This window comes from Pseudomonas sp. GW822-FHT05A08 (assembly GCF_058800485.1).
Map to the genome: position 1 here is coordinate 5,273,314 of NZ_CM179511.1, position 18,657 is coordinate 5,291,970.

General features: G+C 61.5%; 15 protein-coding genes, 4 tRNA genes and 1 pseudogene. 8 read left to right on the forward strand and 12 right to left on the reverse strand.

Annotated features, from left to right (window positions below):
* The first annotated feature begins 126 nt into the window (after positions 1-126).
* Positions 127-2,211: a carboxy terminal-processing peptidase gene (locus AC3RCP_RS23535; protein WP_007927834.1), complete on the forward strand. Its 2,085-nt coding sequence runs from the start codon at positions 127-129 to the stop codon at positions 2,209-2,211.
* A gap of 132 nt (positions 2,212-2,343) precedes the next feature.
* Positions 2,344-4,170, forward strand: a pseudogene (locus AC3RCP_RS23540) (bifunctional diguanylate cyclase/phosphodiesterase).
* On the opposite strand, the gene AC3RCP_RS23545 reads toward AC3RCP_RS23540, so the two are convergent.
* The 5 genes from AC3RCP_RS23545 to bamJ form a co-directional block, all read right to left on the reverse strand.
* Complete coding sequence (locus AC3RCP_RS23545) at positions 4,106-4,537, reverse strand: hypothetical protein (protein WP_007927830.1); 432 nt, start codon at positions 4,535-4,537, stop codon at positions 4,106-4,108. The pseudogene AC3RCP_RS23540 and the gene AC3RCP_RS23545 overlap by 65 nt on opposite strands.
* Entirely contained in the window at positions 4,538-4,909 is a 372-nt protein-coding gene (locus AC3RCP_RS23550) for a hypothetical protein (protein ID WP_007927825.1), read from the reverse strand.
* Complete coding sequence (locus AC3RCP_RS23555) at positions 4,906-5,247, reverse strand: helix-turn-helix domain-containing protein (protein ID WP_081502448.1); 342 nt, start codon at positions 5,245-5,247, stop codon at positions 4,906-4,908. Before AC3RCP_RS23555 ends, AC3RCP_RS23550 begins: the two co-directional genes overlap by 4 nt.
* A gap of 107 nt (positions 5,248-5,354) precedes the next feature.
* Positions 5,355-5,810: a YkvA family protein gene (locus AC3RCP_RS23560; RefSeq protein ID WP_007927824.1), complete on the reverse strand. Its 456-nt coding sequence runs from the start codon at positions 5,808-5,810 to the stop codon at positions 5,355-5,357.
* A gap of 289 nt (positions 5,811-6,099) precedes the next feature.
* Positions 6,100-6,813: a BamJ family beta-barrel-assembly machinery protein gene (gene bamJ, locus AC3RCP_RS23565; RefSeq protein ID WP_007927823.1), complete on the reverse strand. Its 714-nt coding sequence runs from the start codon at positions 6,811-6,813 to the stop codon at positions 6,100-6,102.
* A gap of 259 nt (positions 6,814-7,072) precedes the next feature.
* On the opposite strand from bamJ, the gene AC3RCP_RS23570 reads away from it, so the two are divergent.
* Positions 7,073-8,881, forward strand: coding sequence for a di-heme-cytochrome C peroxidase (locus AC3RCP_RS23570; RefSeq protein ID WP_492571843.1), 1,809 nt, complete (start codon positions 7,073-7,075; stop codon positions 8,879-8,881).
* Positions 8,882-8,909: 28 nt separating this feature from the next.
* Positions 8,910-10,046 carry a catalase family protein gene (locus AC3RCP_RS23575; protein ID WP_492571844.1) on the forward strand — a complete coding sequence of 379 codons (1,137 nt, stop codon included), beginning with the start codon at positions 8,910-8,912 and terminating at the stop codon, positions 10,044-10,046.
* A gap of 129 nt (positions 10,047-10,175) precedes the next feature.
* Here the strand turns inward: AC3RCP_RS23575 and AC3RCP_RS23580 are convergent.
* From AC3RCP_RS23580 to AC3RCP_RS23595, 4 genes are all read right to left on the reverse strand, one after another.
* Positions 10,176-10,252 (reverse strand) — tRNA-Asp (locus tag AC3RCP_RS23580).
* A 19-nt stretch (positions 10,253-10,271) separates the two neighbouring features.
* Positions 10,272-10,347: transfer RNA gene (locus AC3RCP_RS23585), tRNA-Val, on the reverse strand.
* A 185-nt stretch (positions 10,348-10,532) separates the two neighbouring features.
* A tRNA-Asp gene (locus AC3RCP_RS23590) sits at positions 10,533-10,609 on the reverse strand.
* 19 nt (positions 10,610-10,628) lie between these two features.
* Positions 10,629-10,704 (reverse strand) — tRNA-Val (locus tag AC3RCP_RS23595).
* A gap of 160 nt (positions 10,705-10,864) precedes the next feature.
* On the opposite strand from AC3RCP_RS23595, the gene rdgC reads away from it, so the two are divergent.
* The 3 genes from rdgC to sugE all read left to right on the forward strand — a co-directional run bounded on the left by rdgC (position 10,865) and on the right by sugE (position 13,312).
* Positions 10,865-11,785, forward strand: a complete 921-nt coding sequence (gene rdgC / locus AC3RCP_RS23600) for a recombination-associated protein RdgC (protein ID WP_009045083.1) — start codon at positions 10,865-10,867, stop codon at positions 11,783-11,785.
* A 125-nt stretch (positions 11,786-11,910) separates the two neighbouring features.
* Positions 11,911-12,876 carry a bile acid:sodium symporter family protein gene (locus tag AC3RCP_RS23605; RefSeq protein ID WP_101338778.1) on the forward strand — a complete coding sequence of 322 codons (966 nt, stop codon included), beginning with the start codon at positions 11,911-11,913 and terminating at the stop codon, positions 12,874-12,876.
* A gap of 118 nt (positions 12,877-12,994) precedes the next feature.
* Positions 12,995-13,312: a quaternary ammonium compound efflux SMR transporter SugE gene (gene sugE, locus AC3RCP_RS23610; RefSeq protein WP_007927818.1), complete on the forward strand. Its 318-nt coding sequence runs from the start codon at positions 12,995-12,997 to the stop codon at positions 13,310-13,312.
* Between the two features lie 64 nt (positions 13,313-13,376).
* Here sugE and AC3RCP_RS23615 read toward each other — a convergent pair whose 3' ends face one another.
* The 3 genes from AC3RCP_RS23615 to AC3RCP_RS23625 form a co-directional block, all read right to left on the reverse strand.
* Positions 13,377-15,251, reverse strand: coding sequence for an MFS transporter (locus AC3RCP_RS23615; RefSeq protein ID WP_492570862.1), 1,875 nt, complete (start codon positions 15,249-15,251; stop codon positions 13,377-13,379).
* 84 nt (positions 15,252-15,335) lie between these two features.
* Positions 15,336-16,484 (reverse strand): TDT family transporter, encoded by a 1,149-nt coding sequence (locus AC3RCP_RS23620; RefSeq protein WP_492570861.1) that lies wholly within the window; start codon positions 16,482-16,484, stop codon positions 15,336-15,338.
* A 151-nt stretch (positions 16,485-16,635) separates the two neighbouring features.
* The gene (locus AC3RCP_RS23625; RefSeq protein WP_009045087.1) at positions 16,636-17,841 is read right to left on the reverse strand and encodes an MFS transporter; all 1,206 of its coding nucleotides are present in this window, start codon (positions 17,839-17,841) and stop codon (positions 16,636-16,638) included.
* A gap of 91 nt (positions 17,842-17,932) precedes the next feature.
* Here AC3RCP_RS23625 and AC3RCP_RS23630 point away from each other — a divergent pair, with 91 nt between their 5' ends.
* Entirely contained in the window at positions 17,933-18,478 is a 546-nt protein-coding gene (locus AC3RCP_RS23630) for a TetR/AcrR family transcriptional regulator (RefSeq protein ID WP_492570860.1), read from the forward strand.
* Positions 18,479-18,657 lie beyond the last annotated feature (179 nt).

Sequence of the window (18,657 nt, forward strand, 5' to 3'; positions counted from 1 at the left end):
GTGAGTCTGGACTGAGCCCGGAGCTGTAGCACCGGGCTTTTTGCATTATGCGACCGGTCCTTGTGGAACCGGCGACTTCAAAGACGGCCTAATATGCGTTATCAATTGCCCCCGCGTCGAATCAGCATGAAGCATTTGTTCCCCAGCACCGCCCTCGCTCTTTTCATTGGTCTCGGTCTGCTGCCGATGTCGACCAATACGTTCGCAGCCAATAGCTGGGACAAACTTCAGCCGGATCGCGACGAGGTAATTGCCAGCCTCAATGTCGTCGAGCTGCTCAAGCGTCATCACTACAGCAAGCCACCGCTGGACGACGCGCGCTCGGCGATCATCTATGACAGCTACCTGAAGCTGCTGGACCCGTCGCGCAGCTACTTCATGGCCAGCGACATCGCGGAATTCGACAAGTGGAAAACCCAGTTCGACGACTTCCTGAAAAGCGGTGACCTGAACGCCGGCTTCATCATTTACAAACGCTACCTGGACCGCGTCAAGGCGCGCCTGGACTTTGCCCTGGCCGAGCTGGGCAAAGGCGTCGACAAATTCGACTTCACCACCAAGGAGTCCTTGCTGATCGATCGCAAGGACGCGCCGTGGCTCAAGACCACCGCGGAACTCGACGACCTGTGGCGCAAGCGCGTCAAGGACGAAGTCCTGCGCATGAAGATCGCCGGCAAGGAACCCAAGCAGATTCAGGAAACGCTGACCAAGCGCTACAAGAATCAGCTCGCCCGCCTGGACCAGACCCGCGCCGAAGATATCTTCCAGGCGTACATCAACACCTTCGCCATGTCCTACGACCCGCACACCAACTATCTGTCGCCGGATAACGCGGAGAACTTCGACATCAACATGAGCCTGTCGCTGGAAGGCATCGGCGCCGTGTTGCAGAGCGACAACGACCAGGTCAAGGTCGTGCGCCTGGTGCCGGCCGGCCCGGCCGACAAGACCAAGCAGGTGGCCCCGGCGGACAAGATCATCGGCGTGGCCCAGGGCGACAAGGAAATGGTCGACGTGGTCGGCTGGCGCCTGGACGAAGTGGTCAAGCTGATCCGTGGTCCGAAAGGCTCGGTGGTGCGCCTGGAAATCATCCCGGCGAGCAACGCGCCGAACGACCAGACCAGCAAGATCGTCTCCATCACCCGCGAAGCGGTGAAGCTGGAAGAGCAGGCGGCGAAGAAGTCGATCCTCAACCTCAAGCAGGACGGCAAGGACTACAAGCTCGGGGTGATCGAGATCCCGGCCTTCTACCTGGACTTCAAGGCCTTCCGTGCCGGCGATCCAGACTACAAGAGCACCACCCGTGACGTGAAGAAACTGCTGACCGAGTTGCAGAAAGACAAGGTCGACGGCGTGGTTATCGACCTGCGCAACAACGGCGGCGGTTCCCTGCAGGAAGCCACCGAGCTGACCAGCCTGTTCATCGACAAGGGCCCTACCGTGCTGGTGCGTAACGCCGACGGCCGGGTCGACGTGCTCGAAGATGAAAACCCTGGCGCCTTCTACAAAGGGCCGATGGCGCTGCTGGTCAACCGTCTCTCGGCCTCGGCCTCGGAGATTTTCGCCGGTGCGATGCAGGACTATCACCGTGCCCTGATCATCGGTGGCCAGACCTTCGGCAAAGGCACCGTGCAGACCATCCAGCCGCTCAACCACGGCGAGCTGAAACTGACCCTGGCCAAGTTCTACCGGGTTTCCGGGCAGAGCACCCAGCATCAGGGCGTGCTGCCGGACATCGATTACCCGTCGATCATCGACACCAAGGAAATCGGCGAAAGCGCCCTGCCCGAAGCCATGCCATGGGACACCATTCGCCCGGCCATCAAGCCGGCGGTGGATCCGTTCAAGCCGTTCCTCGCGCAGCTGAAATCCGAGCATGACGTGCGCTCGGCCAAGGACGCCGAGTTCGTCTTCATCCGCGACAAGCTGGCCCTGGCCAAGAAGCTGATGGCGGAAAAAACCGTCAGCCTCAACGAAGCCGAACGTCGGGCGCAGCACGCCGACATCGAGGCCAAGCAGCTGGCGCTGGAAAACATCCGCCGCAAGGCCAAGGGTGAAGAGCCGCTCAAGGAGCTGAAGAAAGAAGACGAGGACGCCATTGCGGCCGCCGATCCGGACAAGACCAAGCCGGAAGACGACGCTTACCTCAGCGAAACCGGGCGAATCCTCCTCGATTACCTGAAGCTCAACACCGCGGTCGCCAAGCACTGAGATGATGGCAATTTAATGCTGACGCTCCTCGGAGCGTCATCAAACAGTCATCATTCTGTCGTGAAATAAAGGACCGGGCGCTGCTCTTGAATCAAGGGCGCGCCCGGTCCTTTTTTATCGACAGAGATCGCCATGACCACGACCGAACAGCTGAGTGCCTTGAGTTCAATCCTGGCTCAAAGCGGTTTGCACAGTCTGTTCCAGCCGATCATCTGCCTCTCCGAACGACGCATTCTCGGCTATGAAGCCTTGACCCGTGGTCCGTCCAACAGCCCGCTGCACTCCCCTGTCGCCCTGTTTGCCGTGGCCCGCCAGGCCGGACGCCTCAACGAGCTGGAAATCGCTTGCCGCCAGAGCGCCTGCAAGGGGTTCAGCGAGCAGCAGTTGCCCGGCAAGCTGTTCCTCAACGTCTCTCCGGAATCGCTGCTGGAGGCTGCCCACCAGCCCGGGCGCACCCTGCAATTGCTGCAAGACTTCGGTATTCCGCCGAGCCAGGTGGTGATCGAACTCACCGAGCAGACGCCAATCGATGACTTCCAGCTGCTGCACAATGCGCTGCATCATTATCGGGACATGGGTTTCTCGATCGCCCTGGACGACCTCGGCGCCGGTTACTCGAGCCTGCGCCTGTGGTCCGAGCTGCGCCCGGACTACGTGAAGATCGACCGGCACTTTATCGATGGCATTCATCAGGATGCCCTCAAGCGCGAGTTCGTCGGTTCGATCCTGCAAATCGCCAAGGCCTCCCGGGCCCAGGTGATCGCCGAGGGCATCGAAGTGGCGGAAGAGCTGGAGGTGCTCACGGAAATGGGCGTGGACCTGCTACAGGGTTACCTGCTCTGCCGCCCCCAGGAACATCCGCCCCGCGATGGCCGCAACCTGCTGCCCAAGCGCGAAAGCACTCCCGCGACGCTCAACGACGAAGGCAGCGACCTCAGTGCCCTGCTCAACGAACAACCGGCGGTAGCACGCGACATACCGACGGCCACAGTGCTGGAAGCCTTCCGTCGCCAAGCCAACCTCAACTCGCTGGCGGTGCTCGACGAACAGGGCCAGCCCTGCGGCATCGTGCACCGCCATTCATTGTCCGATGCCCTGCTCAAGCCCTTCGCCACCGACCTGTTTGCCCGCAAGCCCATCAGCCGCCTGATGAACGATGACTTCCTCGCGGTAGAGATCAGCCAGTCGCTGCAACAAGTCAGCCGCCTGATCACCAGTCGTGCCCGGCAACGGATCGAAGAGGATTTCATCATCACCCTCAACGGTAGCTACCTGGGCCTGGGGCGGGTGATCGATGTGCTCAAGCTGATTACCGAGCTGAAGATCCAGCAGGCGCGTTATGCCAACCCATTGACCCTGCTGCCTGGTAACGTGCCGATCCAGTAGTGCCTGACCCACCTGCTGCAACAAGGACGGGAATCGCTGATCTGTTACGTGGACATCGACAGCTTCAAACCCTTCAACGATATCTATGGCTACGGCCGTGGCGATGAAGTGCTGTTGTGCCTGGCGCAGTGCCTGAATGACCGGGTGGACCCCAGCCGCGATTTCGTCGGCCATATCGGCGGCGACGACTTTCTCCTGGTATTGGGCCCCGAGGACTGGCAAAAACGCCTGAACCAGCTGCTGGACGACTTCCATAGCCAGTGCCGGCGTTTTTATCGCAGCGAACACCTGGAAGCCGGCTGCTTCATCGCCCCCAACCGCCAGGGCATTCGCCAGGAGTTCGCCTTGCTGTCACTGTCCATTGGCGTGGTGCACCTGTATCCACAGGCCTGTGGACAACTCGATGCCAGCCAGTTGGCCGAGCTGGCCTCGCAAGCCAAGCACCACGCCAAGAACGTGCCGGGCTACAGCATCCATGTGATCGACAGCCGCCAGATGGCAGATGGCTTTACGGCTGACGCGGACCGGCTTGCGGGTCTGGCGTACTCGACTGATTCAGCTGCGCCAGCTTGACCTCGGCCAGGGGATGCCCGGCTTTCGCCGCCAGGGCCCACCAACGGGCAGCTTGCGCCGCATCCGCGGCCTTGCTGGGCGAACCGGCCAGGCTGATGACGCCCATCTGATAGGCCGCCTTGGCGTCCCCGGCCAAGCCGGCAAGACGTAACAGGCGTATGCCTTCTTCGCGAGCCCCCAGCCCCTGGCCACGAAAGGTCAGGATATGGCCATAAAAGCTCTGTGCGTCGACGTCCCCCAGGTTCGCCATGCGCGCCAATTGCCCCTCCAACCAGTGCCAGCCCCGAGGTTGACGCACAAACCAGGGCCAATGAAACAACCGGCGAGCCAGCCAGTAGCCGGCTCGCGCCTTGAGGCGCCAGAACACTCAGGCCTCCACCGACTCGGGGTATTCGTACTCGAACACACGAACCACTTCCGAGGCGTGCCACGACGCGGCCGCGACCCCATCGGAAGGCCCGGAAAAACGCCCGAGGCGCTCCGCACACTCGAAAAAACCGGTGCGCGGCAATCGACTCGCCCCCTGGCTGATCACCAGCGAACTGCGCAACGGCTGCTCCGCACGCGCATCCAGCGCGGCCAGATGTTCAAGGGCCGCCGTCAGGGTCTGCATGGCGGGGCTGGGTAGCTGCAAGCGCTCAAGCAGAGCGCGATAGGTCAAAAGATGGCGTTGCCGACGGGCCTGGTCGAGTTCCCCCAACAGGCCATCCCAATGTTGACGACTGATCCTTACGCTCACGATTCATCCCTCCAACCCGGAACCGTCAATTCCCAGGCCAGGCTACGGCGTATAGCGGCGTCGGGTTGACGCTCACCGCTTTCAATCATGGCCAGATATGACGGACTGATACCTACCGTACGGGCAAGCGCCTCAATGGCGATGCCCTTGGCTTCACGCAAACTGCGAAGTTGATCCAGACCTGGAAGCGGCTGGTCGGCTGTGGTCGCGATACCCCCCCTGGCTTCTCGCGGAGATTGTTCGGTGATACCTGCGGCTTTTAGCAAAGCCTGATACTGAGCCCATGGCAGAACCGCATATTCGGGCTCGCCATCGCGTGCAATTATCTGAATATCCATTACTACCCCGTAGGACGACACATAACGAGTCGGACTTTTCCTTATGAAGTGTAATCCTAACAGTCACTAAGGTCGCGGGGGCATCGTTGTATGGATCCGAATTCACCTCAGTTTTTCTTCGGACCTTCCAATTGCAGTTGTTCCGGGGTGTCGGGCAAACGTTCCACTACCGCCAGCTTCTCCGGTTGCTGGCGATTGCGCCAGGCGCGAAAGGCGCTGAGTTCGCCGTCCAGGGTTTTCATGATCCAGGCCAGAACGGCGATATCGTCGAGCATGCCGAACATCGGCAGGAAGTCCGGGATGGCATCCAGCGGGCTGAGGAAGTACATCAGGCCCGCGACCACCGACAGCAGCGCCTTGGGGCTGATGGCGCGGTACTCGCCACGCCAGTAAGCCAGGCACAGGGCCTGCAGCAGACGCAGATCGTCCTTGAGCTTGCCAAGACGGCCGCCTTGCAAGGCGCCTTTGCTGGCCACGGCGAACAACAGGGTCGGCAGTCGGCCACGGCTGAGCAAGCGGCCGGCCAGGGGCAGGAAGCGGGCAAAATTCCAGGGTGCTTTCATCGTCACTCCCACTGAAATGTTATCCACACAAATTGTGGATAACCTTGTGAACAGAGCCGCTTTTCACAGCTGAAAGCCCCGTTTTACAAGGGCTCGGCTCAGATCGGGCGTTTTTTACTCACATAAAAAAACCCATAATTTCATTGACTTGGCAGCCTCATGCGGCTAGCCGCAACACATGCTGTTAAGACTATGCCTTATGCCGTGGGTTCGCATTTTTTCCCGGACCAACGACCAGATACGACAACGCCCCGTAAGGACGGGGCGTTGTCATTGAACCAGACGAAGATTACTTGGCGTCGTCTTGTTTCGCTGGATCCTTGATACCCAGCAGTTCCAGCTCGAACACCAGAACCGAGTTGGCCGGAATGGCCGGGCTCGGGCTCTGTGCGCCGTAGGCCAGATCGCTCGGGATGTACAGTTTGTACTTTTCGCCGACGTGCATCAGTTGCAGGCCTTCGACCCAACCCGGAATCACGCCGCTGACCGGCAGATCGATCGGGCTGCCGCGCTCGACCGAGCTGTCGAACACAGTGCCGTTGGTCAGGGTGCCGGTGTAGTGAACGGTCACCACGTCGGTCGGCTTAGGCTGGGCGCCATCGGCTTTTTTCAGCACTTCGTACTGCAGGCCGGAGGCGGTAGTGGTCACACCAGCCTTCTTGCCGTTTTCTTCGAGGAATTTCTTGCCGGCTGCTGCCGACTCTTCGCTGATCTTGGCCATGCGCTCTTCAGCACGCTTTTGCAGCGCGGCGAAGGCTTCGACCAGTTCGTCGTCTTTCAGCTTCTGTTCTTTCTTGCCGATGGCATCTTCGATGCCCTGGGCTACCGCTTTGGAATCCAGGTCATCCATACCTTCCTGGGCAAGGCTTTTGCCCATGTTCAGGCCGATACCATAGGAAGCTTTCTGCGCCGGGGTTTTCAGCTCCACGCTGGTCTGCGAGTCACAACCCGCAAGTACCAGGCTAACCAGGGCTACCGCCGCCGCTAACCGATGCTGTTTCATGCTATTTCCTTGTTCATGCGCCTAAAGGGCAATCGAGTAAAGCCGCGAGCTTATCAGGCGGCCACGACCAATGGCTACCGGCATGAGAGCCGGATTAGCCCGATAAGTTCACGTGTTTAAAAGCATTTCGCCAGCCATTACAACGAGCGCGGGAAAGAACACCTCGACCGCAAAGTAATGACAGCGGACGTAATGGCCACTTGCCCGGCAGTTTGCCCTTGAGGCATAAGAGAGCCACAACTCGACAAGGATGTTTATCTTGCGCCTCTTATCCCGTGTTTTGCTCTTGATCCTCGCCCTGATCGGCGTCGCCCTGGCCGTGGTCCTGTATTACGTGGCCAATCCGAAATTGCCCGACTATATGCCCGCCCGGCAGGTGCACTATCAGGATCAATGGAGCGCCGCCGACCGCCAGACCTATTACTTCACCCCCCAGGGCACTCAGGTGAAGGGCCTGCGTTATGAGTGGTTCGCCGCCCTGGAACTGCCCTTCTCCACGCAACGCTTCGCCGCGCCGCAGTACCTGGCCCGCTTCGGCTTCCTGGTGGATCCAGCGCAGCAGGCCAGCGCCGATAACCCGGCGAACCTGCCGGTCGGTTTCACTCGCCATCAGAACCCTGGCAGCCCGCAGCAGTACCTGGACATCACCTGTGCCGCCTGCCACACCGGCGAGCTGCGCTACAACCAGCAGGCCCTGCGGGTCGACGGCGGTTCGGCGCAACATGTATTGCCCTCCAGCGTGCCCACCCTGCGCGGCGGCAGCTTCGGCCAGGCGCTGGTCGCCAGCCTGGCGTCGACCTATTACAACCCGTGGAAATTCGAGCGCTTCGCCCGCAACGTGCTGGGCCAGGACTACGACGCCGAGCATGAACAACTGCGCAAGGACTTCAAGGCGTCGCTGGACACCCTCCTGCACGTCGCCTGGAACGACACTCACCGCGGCCTCTATCCCACTGAGGAAGGCCCCGGACGTACCGATGCCTTTGGCCGGATCGCCAATGCCAGCTTCGGCGACGCCATTTCCCCCGACAACTATCGGGTAGCCAACGCACCGGTGGACTATCCGCAGCTATGGGACATCTGGACCTTCGACTGGGTGCAGTGGAACGGCTCGGCCCAGCAACCCATGGCCCGCAATATCGGCGAGGCGCTGGGTGTAGGCGCCACCCTGAACTTCTTCGATGCCCAGGGCCAGCCGCTCAAGGGCGACGCCCGCTACCCGTCGAGCGTTCGGGTGCGCGACCTCAATCGCATCGAAGAAACCCTGCAACGACTGAAACCGCCGACCTGGCCAGAAGAACTGTTCGGCGACATCGACAAGCCCCTGGCGGCCAAGGGGCGAGCGCTGTTCGCGGAAAACTGTGCAGGTTGCCATGTCCCGCCGGTCACCGAGGTCAACGGGCGCCCGGTACAACAACTGAAGATGCTGCCGGTTGCAGTGATCGGTACCGACCCGAATACGGCTAACAATATTGCCGATCAGCGTTACGACCTGAGCGCGCTGCAATGGGACGCCGCCGAACTGGCGCAATCGAATGTCCAGTTGCACCCCACACCCACTGAGCCGCTGGACATGCGCCAGCTGTCAGCGGCCAAGGGCCTGGCCTATGTCACTGCCTTCGTTGAGGAGCGCGCCTACCGGGACGCCCAGGTGACTCCGGAGGAACACCCGCGACTCGACGGCTATGGCTTGCCGATCGGCGTCCGCGAACTGCGCGCCTACAAGGCCCGGCCGCTGGCCGGGGTATGGGCTACCCCGCCCTTCCTGCATAACGGCTCGGTGCCCAGCCTGTACCAGTTGCTTTCGCCTCAGGACGAACGCGCCAGCACCTTCTATAAAGGCACCTTCGAATACGATCCGAAGCATCTGGGCTATCGTACCGAGCCGTTCAAGAACGGCTTTCTGTTCGATACCAGGATCAGCGGCAATCACAACAGCGGCCATGAATTCCGTTCGGGCAAGCGTGGCGACGGGGTGATCGGCCGCCTGCTGCAACCCGAGGAACGCTGGGCCCTGCTGGAGTACCTGAAAGTGCTGGGCGGGCCGCTGGAGGCGCAACTGCCATGACCCTCGCCCTCATCGAAAGGACGGTTTCATGCTGATCACCTTATGGCTGCGCATCGGTGCGCTGCTGCTCAAGACACTTCTGCTGCTGGTGCTGATCGCCCTGCTCGGCTGGGCGCTGAACAGCGCCTGGTCGATCTGGCGCTACCAGGGGCCGGTCTCGACCGAAGAACAGGTTCCGCCCGGCGAAGCCGCCATGACCCAGGACATCATCCAGACCGCCGTGCGCATCGTCGATCAGCACCGGGATAACACCCGTTACCTGCGCGACGCCCATGCCAAGGCCCACGGCTGCGTAAAGGCCGAGGTCCAGGTGCTCGAGCAACTGGCGCCGCCGTTGCGCCAGGGCGTATTCGCCGAACCCGGCAAGACCTGGCAAGCCATGGTGCGGCTGTCCAACGGCAATGCTTATCCACAGTTCGACAGCATTCGTGACGCGCGCGGGATGGCGATCAAGTTGTTGAATGTGCCCGGCACCCAGCTATTGAAGGAACAGCAGGGCCGTGGCGAGCAGGATTTCGTGATGTTCAACCATCCGAACTTCTTCGTCAGCGATGTCGCCGAGTACCGGCAGAATGTCGCCGCGCAGGCGGACGGAAAAAAGGTCGGGGCCTTTTTCCCCGGCTGGAACCCACGCACCTGGCAGGTCCGCCACCTGTTCATTGCCTTGGCCACCCTGTCACCGCCCCCGGCCAGCCCGACGCAAACCCGCTATTTTTCGGTTTCGCCCTACAAGTTCGGCAGCGCCAACGCCAAGTTCCGTGTCGCGCCGGATCCCGACAGCTGCCCGGTATACAACCTGCCCCCACAAAACCAGACCCTGCCCAACTTTCTACGCAACGCCCTGAACCAGCAGCTGTCGACCGACCGCGTGCCGGCCTGCTTCGTATTGCAGGTGCAGCACCAGGACCCAAGCCACTACATGCCCATCGAAGACACCAGCATCGAATGGCGAGAAAGCGATGCGCCCTTCGAAACCGTGGCGCGGATCAAAATTCCTGCCCAGGACTTCGATACCCCGCGGCAGAACCTGCAATGCGACAACCTGTCCTTCAACCCCTGGTTCGGGCTGGAAGCGCACCGCCCCATCGGCGGCATCAACCGCCTGCGCAAGGCGGTGTACGAAGCGGTCAGTGACTACCGGCACAGCCGCAATGCCGAGCAGTGATCCAGAAACGAAAAAAGCGGCCCGCGGGCCGCTTTTTTGGGGAACATTTACATACTCCAGACAGCAAAAAGCCCGCGTGAGCGGGCTTTCTGTGATGAGCTGGCGTTCAGTGTTCCAGCTCATCGAATATGGCGCAGCGGACGGGACTCGAACCCGCGACCCCCGGCGTGACAGGCCGGTATTCTAACCGACTGAACTACCGCTGCGCGTAGCGTTGAAAGCAAGTGGTGGGTGATGACGGGATCGAACCGCCGACCCTCTGCTTGTAAGGCAGATGCTCTCCCAGCTGAGCTAATCACCCTTTACCTTCGTTGCGGGGCGCATTATTACACAGAAATTCATAACGTGCTGATTTAAATAACAAAATTATTAAAAAAGCTGAATTACGATGTATCGGGCGCCTCGCGCGGAACACAGGCACAAAAAAGCCCGCGTTAGCGGGCTTTCTGTGATGACCTGGCGTTCAGTGTTCCAGATCATCGAATATGGCGCAGCGGACGGGACTCGAACCCGCGACCCCCGGCGTGACAGGCCGGTATTCTAACCGACTGAACTACCGCTGCGCGTAACACTGAAAGCGAATGGTGGGTGATGACGGGATCGAACCGCCGACCCTCTGCTTGTAAGGCAGATGCTCTCCCGGCTGAGCTAATCACCCTTCACGTTCGGTGTGGCGCGCATTCTACGGAGCGCCCCCTACTCTGGCAAGCACTTTTTAAAATAATTTTTTCAGGCCTTCCAAAGGCTTAGCGGAGGGTTGGCCTATGGAGCTGCGCGGAGAATAATGCCCCCCTTTGTATAAAGGAGAGATTCACCCCATGTGGTTCAAGAACCTGCTTATCTATCGCCTGACCCAAGATCTGCCCTTTGATGCTGAGGCGCTGGAAACCGCACTGGCCACCAAACTGGCGCGTCCATGTGCAAGCCAGGAGTTGACCACTTACGGTTTCGTCGCGCCATTCGGCAAAGGCGAAGATGCGCCGCTGGTGCACGTCAGCCAGGACTTCCTGCTGGTCGCCGCGCGCAAGGAAGAACGTATTCTGCCTGGCAGCGTGGTGCGCGACGCGGTCAAGGAAAAGGTCGAAGAGATCGAAGCCGAGCAAATGCGCAAGGTCTATAAAAAGGAACGCGATCAGATCAAGGATGAAATCATCCAGGCCTTCCTGCCCCGCGCCTTTATCCGCCGCTCCTCGACTTTCGCCGCCATCGCGCCGAAACAGGGCCTGATCCTGGTCAACTCGGCCAGCCCGAAACGCGCCGAAGACCTGCTTTCCACCCTGCGCGAAGTGCTCGGCACCCTGCCGGTGCGTCCGCTGACCGTGAAGACCGCGCCGACCGCGATCATGACCGACTGGGTGAAAACCCAACAAGCCGCCGACGACTTCTTCGTGCTCGACGAGTGCGAGCTGCGCGACACCCATGAAGACGGCGGTATCGTCCGTTGCAAGCGCCAGGACCTGACCAGCGAAGAAATCCAGCTGCACCTGAGCACCGGCAAGGTGGTCACCCAATTGTCCCTGGCCTGGCAGGACAAACTGTCCTTCATGCTCGACGACAAGATGACGGTCAAGCGCCTGAAGTTCGAGGACCTGCTGCAGGATCAGGCGGAGCAGGACGGCGGCGACGAAGCCCTCGGCCAGCTGGATGCCAGCTTCACCCTGATGATGCTGACCTTCGGCGATTTCCTCCCGGCGCTGTTCGAAGCCCTGGGTGGCGAAGAGATTCCACAAGGCATCTGATCTTGTAGCAGCCTGCTTGCCGGCGGCGGGCCGCATCCGGCCTAATCGCCAACTCGCTCGCTCCTGCGGGAGCACCACAGACGCCACCGCTTTCGGTGGCGTTTTCATATAAGAAGGAACAGGCCATGCGTGCACTGGCAGCATTAAGTCGTTTTGTCGGCAATACCTTTGCCTACTGGGTTCTGATTTTCGCGGTGGTGGCGTTCTTGCAGCCGGACTGGTTCATCGGCCTCAAGGGCGCCATCGTGCCGCTGCTGGGCCTGGTGATGTTCGGCATGGGCCTGACCCTGAAGCTCGAAGACTTCGCCGAAGTCGCCCGCCATCCGTGGCGCGTGGCCCTGGGCGTGGTCGCGCACTTCGTGATCATGCCGGGCGTGGCCTGGTTGCTGTGCCAGGTATTCCACCTGCCGCCGGAAATCGCCGTCGGCGTGATCCTGGTCGGCTGCTGCCCGAGCGGTACGTCATCCAACGTCATGACCTGGCTGGCCCGCGGCGATCTGGCGCTGTCAGTGGCGATCGCCGCCGTCACCACCCTGCTGGCGCCACTGCTGACCCCGGCCCTGATCTGGCTGCTGGCCTCGGCCTGGCTGCCGGTCTCGTTCATGGAGTTGTTCTGGTCGATCCTGCAGGTGGTGCTGCTGCCGATCGTGCTCGGGGTGATTGCCCAGCGTGTGCTCGGCGACCGGGTGCGGCATGCGGTGGAAGTGTTGCCGCTGGTATCGGTGGTCAGCATCGTGATCATCGTCACCGCGGTGGTGGCCGCCAGCCAGGCGAAAATCGCCGAGTCCGGCCTGCTGATCATGGCCGTGGTGATGCTGCATAACAGCTTCGGTTACCTGCTGGGTTACTTCACCGGCCGCCTGTTCAAACTGCCGTTGGCGCAACGCAAATCCCTGGCCCTGGAAGTCGGCATGCAGAACTCCGGCCTCGGCGCCGCCCTGGCCAGCGCGCACTTCTCGCCGCTGGCGGCGGTGCCCAGCGCCCTGTTCAGCGTCTGGCACAACATTTCCGGGGCGCTGCTTTCCACCTGGTTCCGCCGCATGAGCGAAAAGGACGACCACGCACTGGCTGTCCAGCAGGCGAGCGACTGAGGAGAAACCTTGATCCCCGGATTAATGATGGGCACTATACTGCGCAACGCGGGGACGACCCCGCGGCTCGATCGAGTCATTAATCTGGGGACGACCCCGTCAATCGATGGAGGTCATCATGTCCTGGATCATTCTGTTTTTCGCCGGCCTGTTTGAAGTGGGCTGGGCCGTCGGCCTCAAGTACACCGACGGTTTCAGTCGCCCTCTCCCCACCGCCCTGACCATCGCCGCCATGGCGGTCAGCCTCGGCCTGCTGGGGCTGGCCATGAAAGAGCTGCCGCTGGGCACTGCCTATGCTATCTGGACCGGGGTCGGCGCGGTCGGCACGGTGATCGCCGGGATCATTCTGTTCGGTGAGTCCATGGCGCTGTTCCGCCTGGCCAGCGTGGCGCTGATCATTACCGGGCTGATCGGCTTGAAGGTCAGCGCGGCCTGATACAAGCAAACGCCCCAACAAAAACGCCCACAACTCTGTGGGCGTTTTTATAGGCGCTGGAAACCTAGCGCACGCTACCGCGCAGCTCGCCCACCAGGGTTTGCAAACGGGCCGGTTCGGCACTGTCGGCGGTCACGGCCGAACCCGCCACCAGGGTCACTCGCGACCACAGGCGGCGGAACAGTCCCTTGCTTGGATCGCGGCTGAAAAAGCTGCCCCACAGCCCCCGCAACGCCAGCGGAATCACCGGCACCGGCGTCTCTTCGAGAATCCGCGTCAGCCCGCCCTTGAACTCATTGATCTCGCCATCGGTGGTCAGCTTGCCTTCCGGGAAGATGCACACCAGCTCGCCATCCTTGAGGTAGCGGGCAATCTGGGTGAACGCCCTTTCGTAGATCTGGATGTCCTCGTTGCGCCCGGCAATCGGAATGGTCCCGGCGGTACGGAAGATGAAGTTGAGCACCGGCAGGTTGTAGATCTTGTAATACATCACGAAACGAATCGGCCGCCGCACCGCGCCGCCGATTAGCAAGGCATCGACGAAGGACACGTGATTGCACACCAGCAACGCCGCGCCTTCGTCCGGGATCGCCTCCAGGTTGCGGTGCTCGACCCGGTACATGGAATGGCTGAGCAGCCAGATCATGAAACGCATGCTGAACTCGGGGACGATCTTGAAGATGTAGGCGTTGACCGCGATGTTCAGCAGCGACACCACCAGGAACAGCTGCGGGATCGACAGTTTGGCCAGGCTCAGCAAGACGATCGAGACAATCGCCGACACCACCATGAACAGCGCGTTGAGAATGTTGTTCGCGGCAATCACCCGCGCCCGCTCGTTCTCCGGGGTCCGCGACTGAATCAGTGCATACAGCGGCACGATATAGAAACCACCGAAGATGCCCAGGCCGAGAATATCGATCAGCACCCACCAGGAGTGGCCAAAACCGAGGACCTCGAGCCAGCTGTACCCCGCCTCGCTTGGCGCAATCCCGCCGGAATGCCACCACAGCAGCAGGCCGAACACCGTCAGGCCGAACGAGCCAAAAGGCACCAGGCCGATCTCGACCTTACGCCCCGAGAGTTTCTCGCACAGCATGGAGCCGGCGGCGATGCCCACCGAGAACACCGTGAGGATCAGCGTGACCACTGTCTCGTCGCCGTGCATCCACTCCTTGGCATAGGCCGGAATCTGCGTCAGGTAGATCGCCCCGACAAACCAGAACCACGAGTTGCCGACGATCGAGCGCGACACGGCCGGCGTCTGCCCCAGGCCCAGGCGCAGGGTGGCCCAGGACTGGCTGAAGATGTTCCAGTTCAGACGCATGTCCGGGGTGGCCGCCGCAGCCCGGGGGATGCCCCGGCTGGCGAGGTAACCGAGCACGGCGACGGCAATGATCGCCGTCGAGACAATCGGTGCGTAATGGGCGGAGGACATCATGATCCCGGCGCCTATGGTCCCGGCAAGAATCGCCAGGAAAGTGCCCATTTCCACCAGGCCGTTGCCCCCCACCAGCTCTTCCTCCCGTAGCGCCTGGGGCAGGATCGAATATTTCACCGGGCCGAACAGCGCCGAGTGGGTGCCCATGGCGAACAGCGCCAGCAGCATCAGCGACAGGTGATCGAAGACAAACCCCACCGCCCCCACGGCCATGATCACGATCTCGCCGAGCTTGATCAGGCGGATCAACGCATCCTTGGCGAACTTCTCGCCGAATTGCCCGGCCAGCGCCGAGAACAGGAAGAACGGCAGGATAAACAGCAAGGCGCAGAGGTTGACCCAGATCGAGCGGTCTCCCTCGATGGCCAGCTTGTAGAGAATGGCGAGGATCAGCGACTGCTTGAAGATGTTGTCGTTGAACGCGCCGAGGGACTGGGTAATGAAGAACGGCAGGAAACGCCGCGTACGAAGCAAGGTGAACTGTGAGGGGTGACTCATCTTCCATGTCCCTGAGTGGCTTGGATGCTGTTATTGGATTATCGATCTTCGATCCAGGCCACAACCTTACCTAAAGTTCGCGGATTATTTCGCTAATCCTGCGATGCAAGGCGAAACGAACAACTCACCCCGATAAGCGCCCAGCAGCGTGCGCTTGCCCACCAGCAGCCACATCAGTGCCAGCGCCAGGACCAACAGGCTGCCGAACACCGCGAAAAACGTCAGGTTCAGGGTAGCGGCCAGTTTCAGGGTGGTCAGGGCATAGACCCCCAGCGGGAAGGTGAACCCCCACCAGCCGAGGTTGAACGGAATGCCGTCGCGCAGGTAACGCAGGGTGATCAGCAGCGCCGTCAGCATCCACCACAGGCCGAAACCCCACAGGGTGATACCGGCCACCAGGCCCAGGCCCTCGGCGATTTCGCCCATTGCGGCCATGCCGTTGGCGGCGAAGATCGCTGGAGCGTCCGCGCCCAGCAGCAACATGCCCAGGGCTCCCGTGCCGATCGGCCCCAGGGCCAGCCAGCTCGAGGCAGCCATGCTTTCGTGAGGCAGCTTATGCAAGGCCATGCGCAGCAGGAGAATGGTCAGGATGCTGAAAGCCACCGGCAGCGAGAAGGCCCAGAGCACATAGCTGGTCACCAGCATCACCAGTTGCGAATGCGCGTCCACCAGATGCGGCGCCAGCAGCCCGCCACTGGCGGCGGCGACTTCGGCCGCGACCACCGGCAACAGCCAGACCGCGGTCATCTGGTCGATACGGTGCTCCTGGCGGGTGAACATCATGTAGGGAATCAGCACCCCACAAGCCAGCGACAGCGCCACATCCAGCCACCACAGCAGCTCGGCCAGCTGCACCACACCGTCGCCCCAGCGCGGTACGCCGAACAGCAGAAAACCGTTGATGATGGTGGCCAGGCCCATGGGGATGGTGCCGAAGAACATCGAGACCGTGGAATGCCCGAAAATCCGCCGGGCCTCGTCGAAGAACATTATCCAGCGTGCCGCATAAGCAACGCTGAACACTACGAACAGCCCGATGGTGAACAGCCACAGCCCCTCGGCCAACAGGTGCAGGCCCGGGATCCGCAGCGGCAACTGGGCCAGCGCCAGGGCCAGCACGCCGGTGCCCATGGTGGCGGCGAACCAGTTGGGGGTGAAATGGCGGATGGCTTCGCGAGGATGCTGCAGCTGGCTCAAGGGCCGTCCGGTTCTGAGGGTATTGGGGCATGTCATGGTGTGATCTCCTGTCCTCCGATGAGGTGGAGCCCATGGTAGAACCGGATCGAATATCTATATAACGGGTAATTTCTCTATCTGTTATCTATTTTGTAAATATAAGAGCTAGACACTGCCTGCGTTTCAACCACCGGCATCCGCGCCGCGCTCAACTCTCTTGCGCGACGCAGGCCTTGGCGGTTCGCTGACGCAGCAACCCCAGCAAAGCGCCCAGGGACAACAGGATCAACACTGCGCCATAACCGTCGGTGGTAGCGATCAGGCCGAAACTGCGCGTCAGGTTTCCCGCCAGCAGGGACGGCAGACAAAACGCCAGATAACTCAGGACATAAAACGCCGACATCAACCCCGCCCGCTCATGGGGCAAGGCCAGCGGCATCACACTGCGCAGAGCACCGAGGAACCCGGAGCCAAAACCTCCGCCCGTGACCAGGGTGCCGAGGAAGAACAGCGGCAGGCTGGCGGTGTGCACGGCGATGAGGATCAGGCTGATGCCGACGGCCAACAGGCTCGCGCCCAACCGCAGAACCTTGTCGGCCGGACGATGACGCAGGGAAACAATCATCAGGGCACCGCTCAGGGTCAGCACCGCCACCAGGCCGCCGCCGATCAGGTTCGAGGTAGAGCCTGTCGCGGTGCGCACCAGCGATGGCGCCAATGACAGAAAGAACCCGCCCACGGCCCACACCGCCACATCCACCGGTAACGCCAACCACAGCGCCCGCCGCGCCTGGGGCGGTACATGCAGCGAGGGCCGCAGGGAAGCCCAGACACCGGCCTGGGCAGTGACCGTCTCCGGCAGGCGCCAGACGTACAGCGCCTGGGCGACAAACAGCACCAGCAGCAACCAGTAGGCCAGTTGCAGCGGCAACGGCGCATATTCCACCAGCAAGCCGCTGCCCATCGCCCCGCACGCCATGCCCAGCAAGGGCGCCACGCTGTTGACCAACGGCCCCTGCTGGCGGTCGGTATCCAGCAGCGCCGCCCCCAGCACACTGGTGGCCATGCCGGTGGCGAAGCCCTGCATCACCCGGGCAGCAATCAGCCAGGCCACGCTGTCGGCCTGGATGAACAGCAGCATCGCCAGTATGTCCAGCAGCAACGCCACGAAGATCACCGGCTTGCGTCCCAGATAATCCGAAAGCGAGCCGACGGTCAGCAGCGCCGCCAGCAGGCTCAAGGCGTAGACGCCGAAGATCAGGGTCAAGGTCGCCGACGAGAATTGCAGCGCCTCCTGATACAGGTGATACATCGGCGTCGGCACACTGGAAGCGGCGAGAAAACTGAGTAAGGTGATCGCCAGAAACAACAGTCTGGAACGGTTTGACCGTGAAGAGTCGACACTACTGGACATGGGCACGCTCCATTAAAGCTAATTTTTTGCTTTTGCGGAGTGTGCTACCGCCTCGCTCTTAAAGCAAATTCTTTGTGTTAAGGTTCGATCCATGGCTATTAAAGAAGGTTTACGCCCGGGCGGGCGCAGTGCCCGGGTGCAGGAATCCATCCACTCGGCAGTCAGGGAACTCCTCGAAGAACAGGAGCGCTCGACCCTGACCGTGCCGCAAATCGCTACCCGCGCCGGCGTTACGCCCTCGACCATCTACCGGCGCTGGGGCGACCTGTCGGCACTGCTGGCGGATGTCGCCCTGGAACGCATGCGCCCGGACAGCGAACCGGCCGCCACCGGCAGCCTGCGCGGCGACCTGCGGGCCTGGGCCGAACAGTACCTCGACGAAATGAGCTCCGAACCCGGGCGCAACATGATGCGCGACGTGCAATGCAGCAGCACACCCGGCTATTGCGTGAGCATTCTCAGCGGGCAATTGCAGATCATCCTCGACCGTCACCGGCACAACGAGGCGGCCCTGCCCAGCATCGACCGGCTGTTGAACATGCTGGTGGCGCCAACGGTGTTCCGCATCCTGTTCGCCGCGCAACCGCTTGAAGTGCAGGAACTGCATGAACTGATCGACATCGCGCTGCAGCCTTGAGGCCGCTCTCGCGCCGACCGGTTCCGAGCCACCTTCCATAGGCGCGTGCCTTCCGCGATAAAACCTGACAGGCAGCCCTCTTCCCCCTGCGACACCTGGCCGCGCCAATACCTTGGTCGACACTGACGAACCCCGAACATCGTGCGAGACTGTCTGACCGGGTTGAAGCGCCCGGCGCG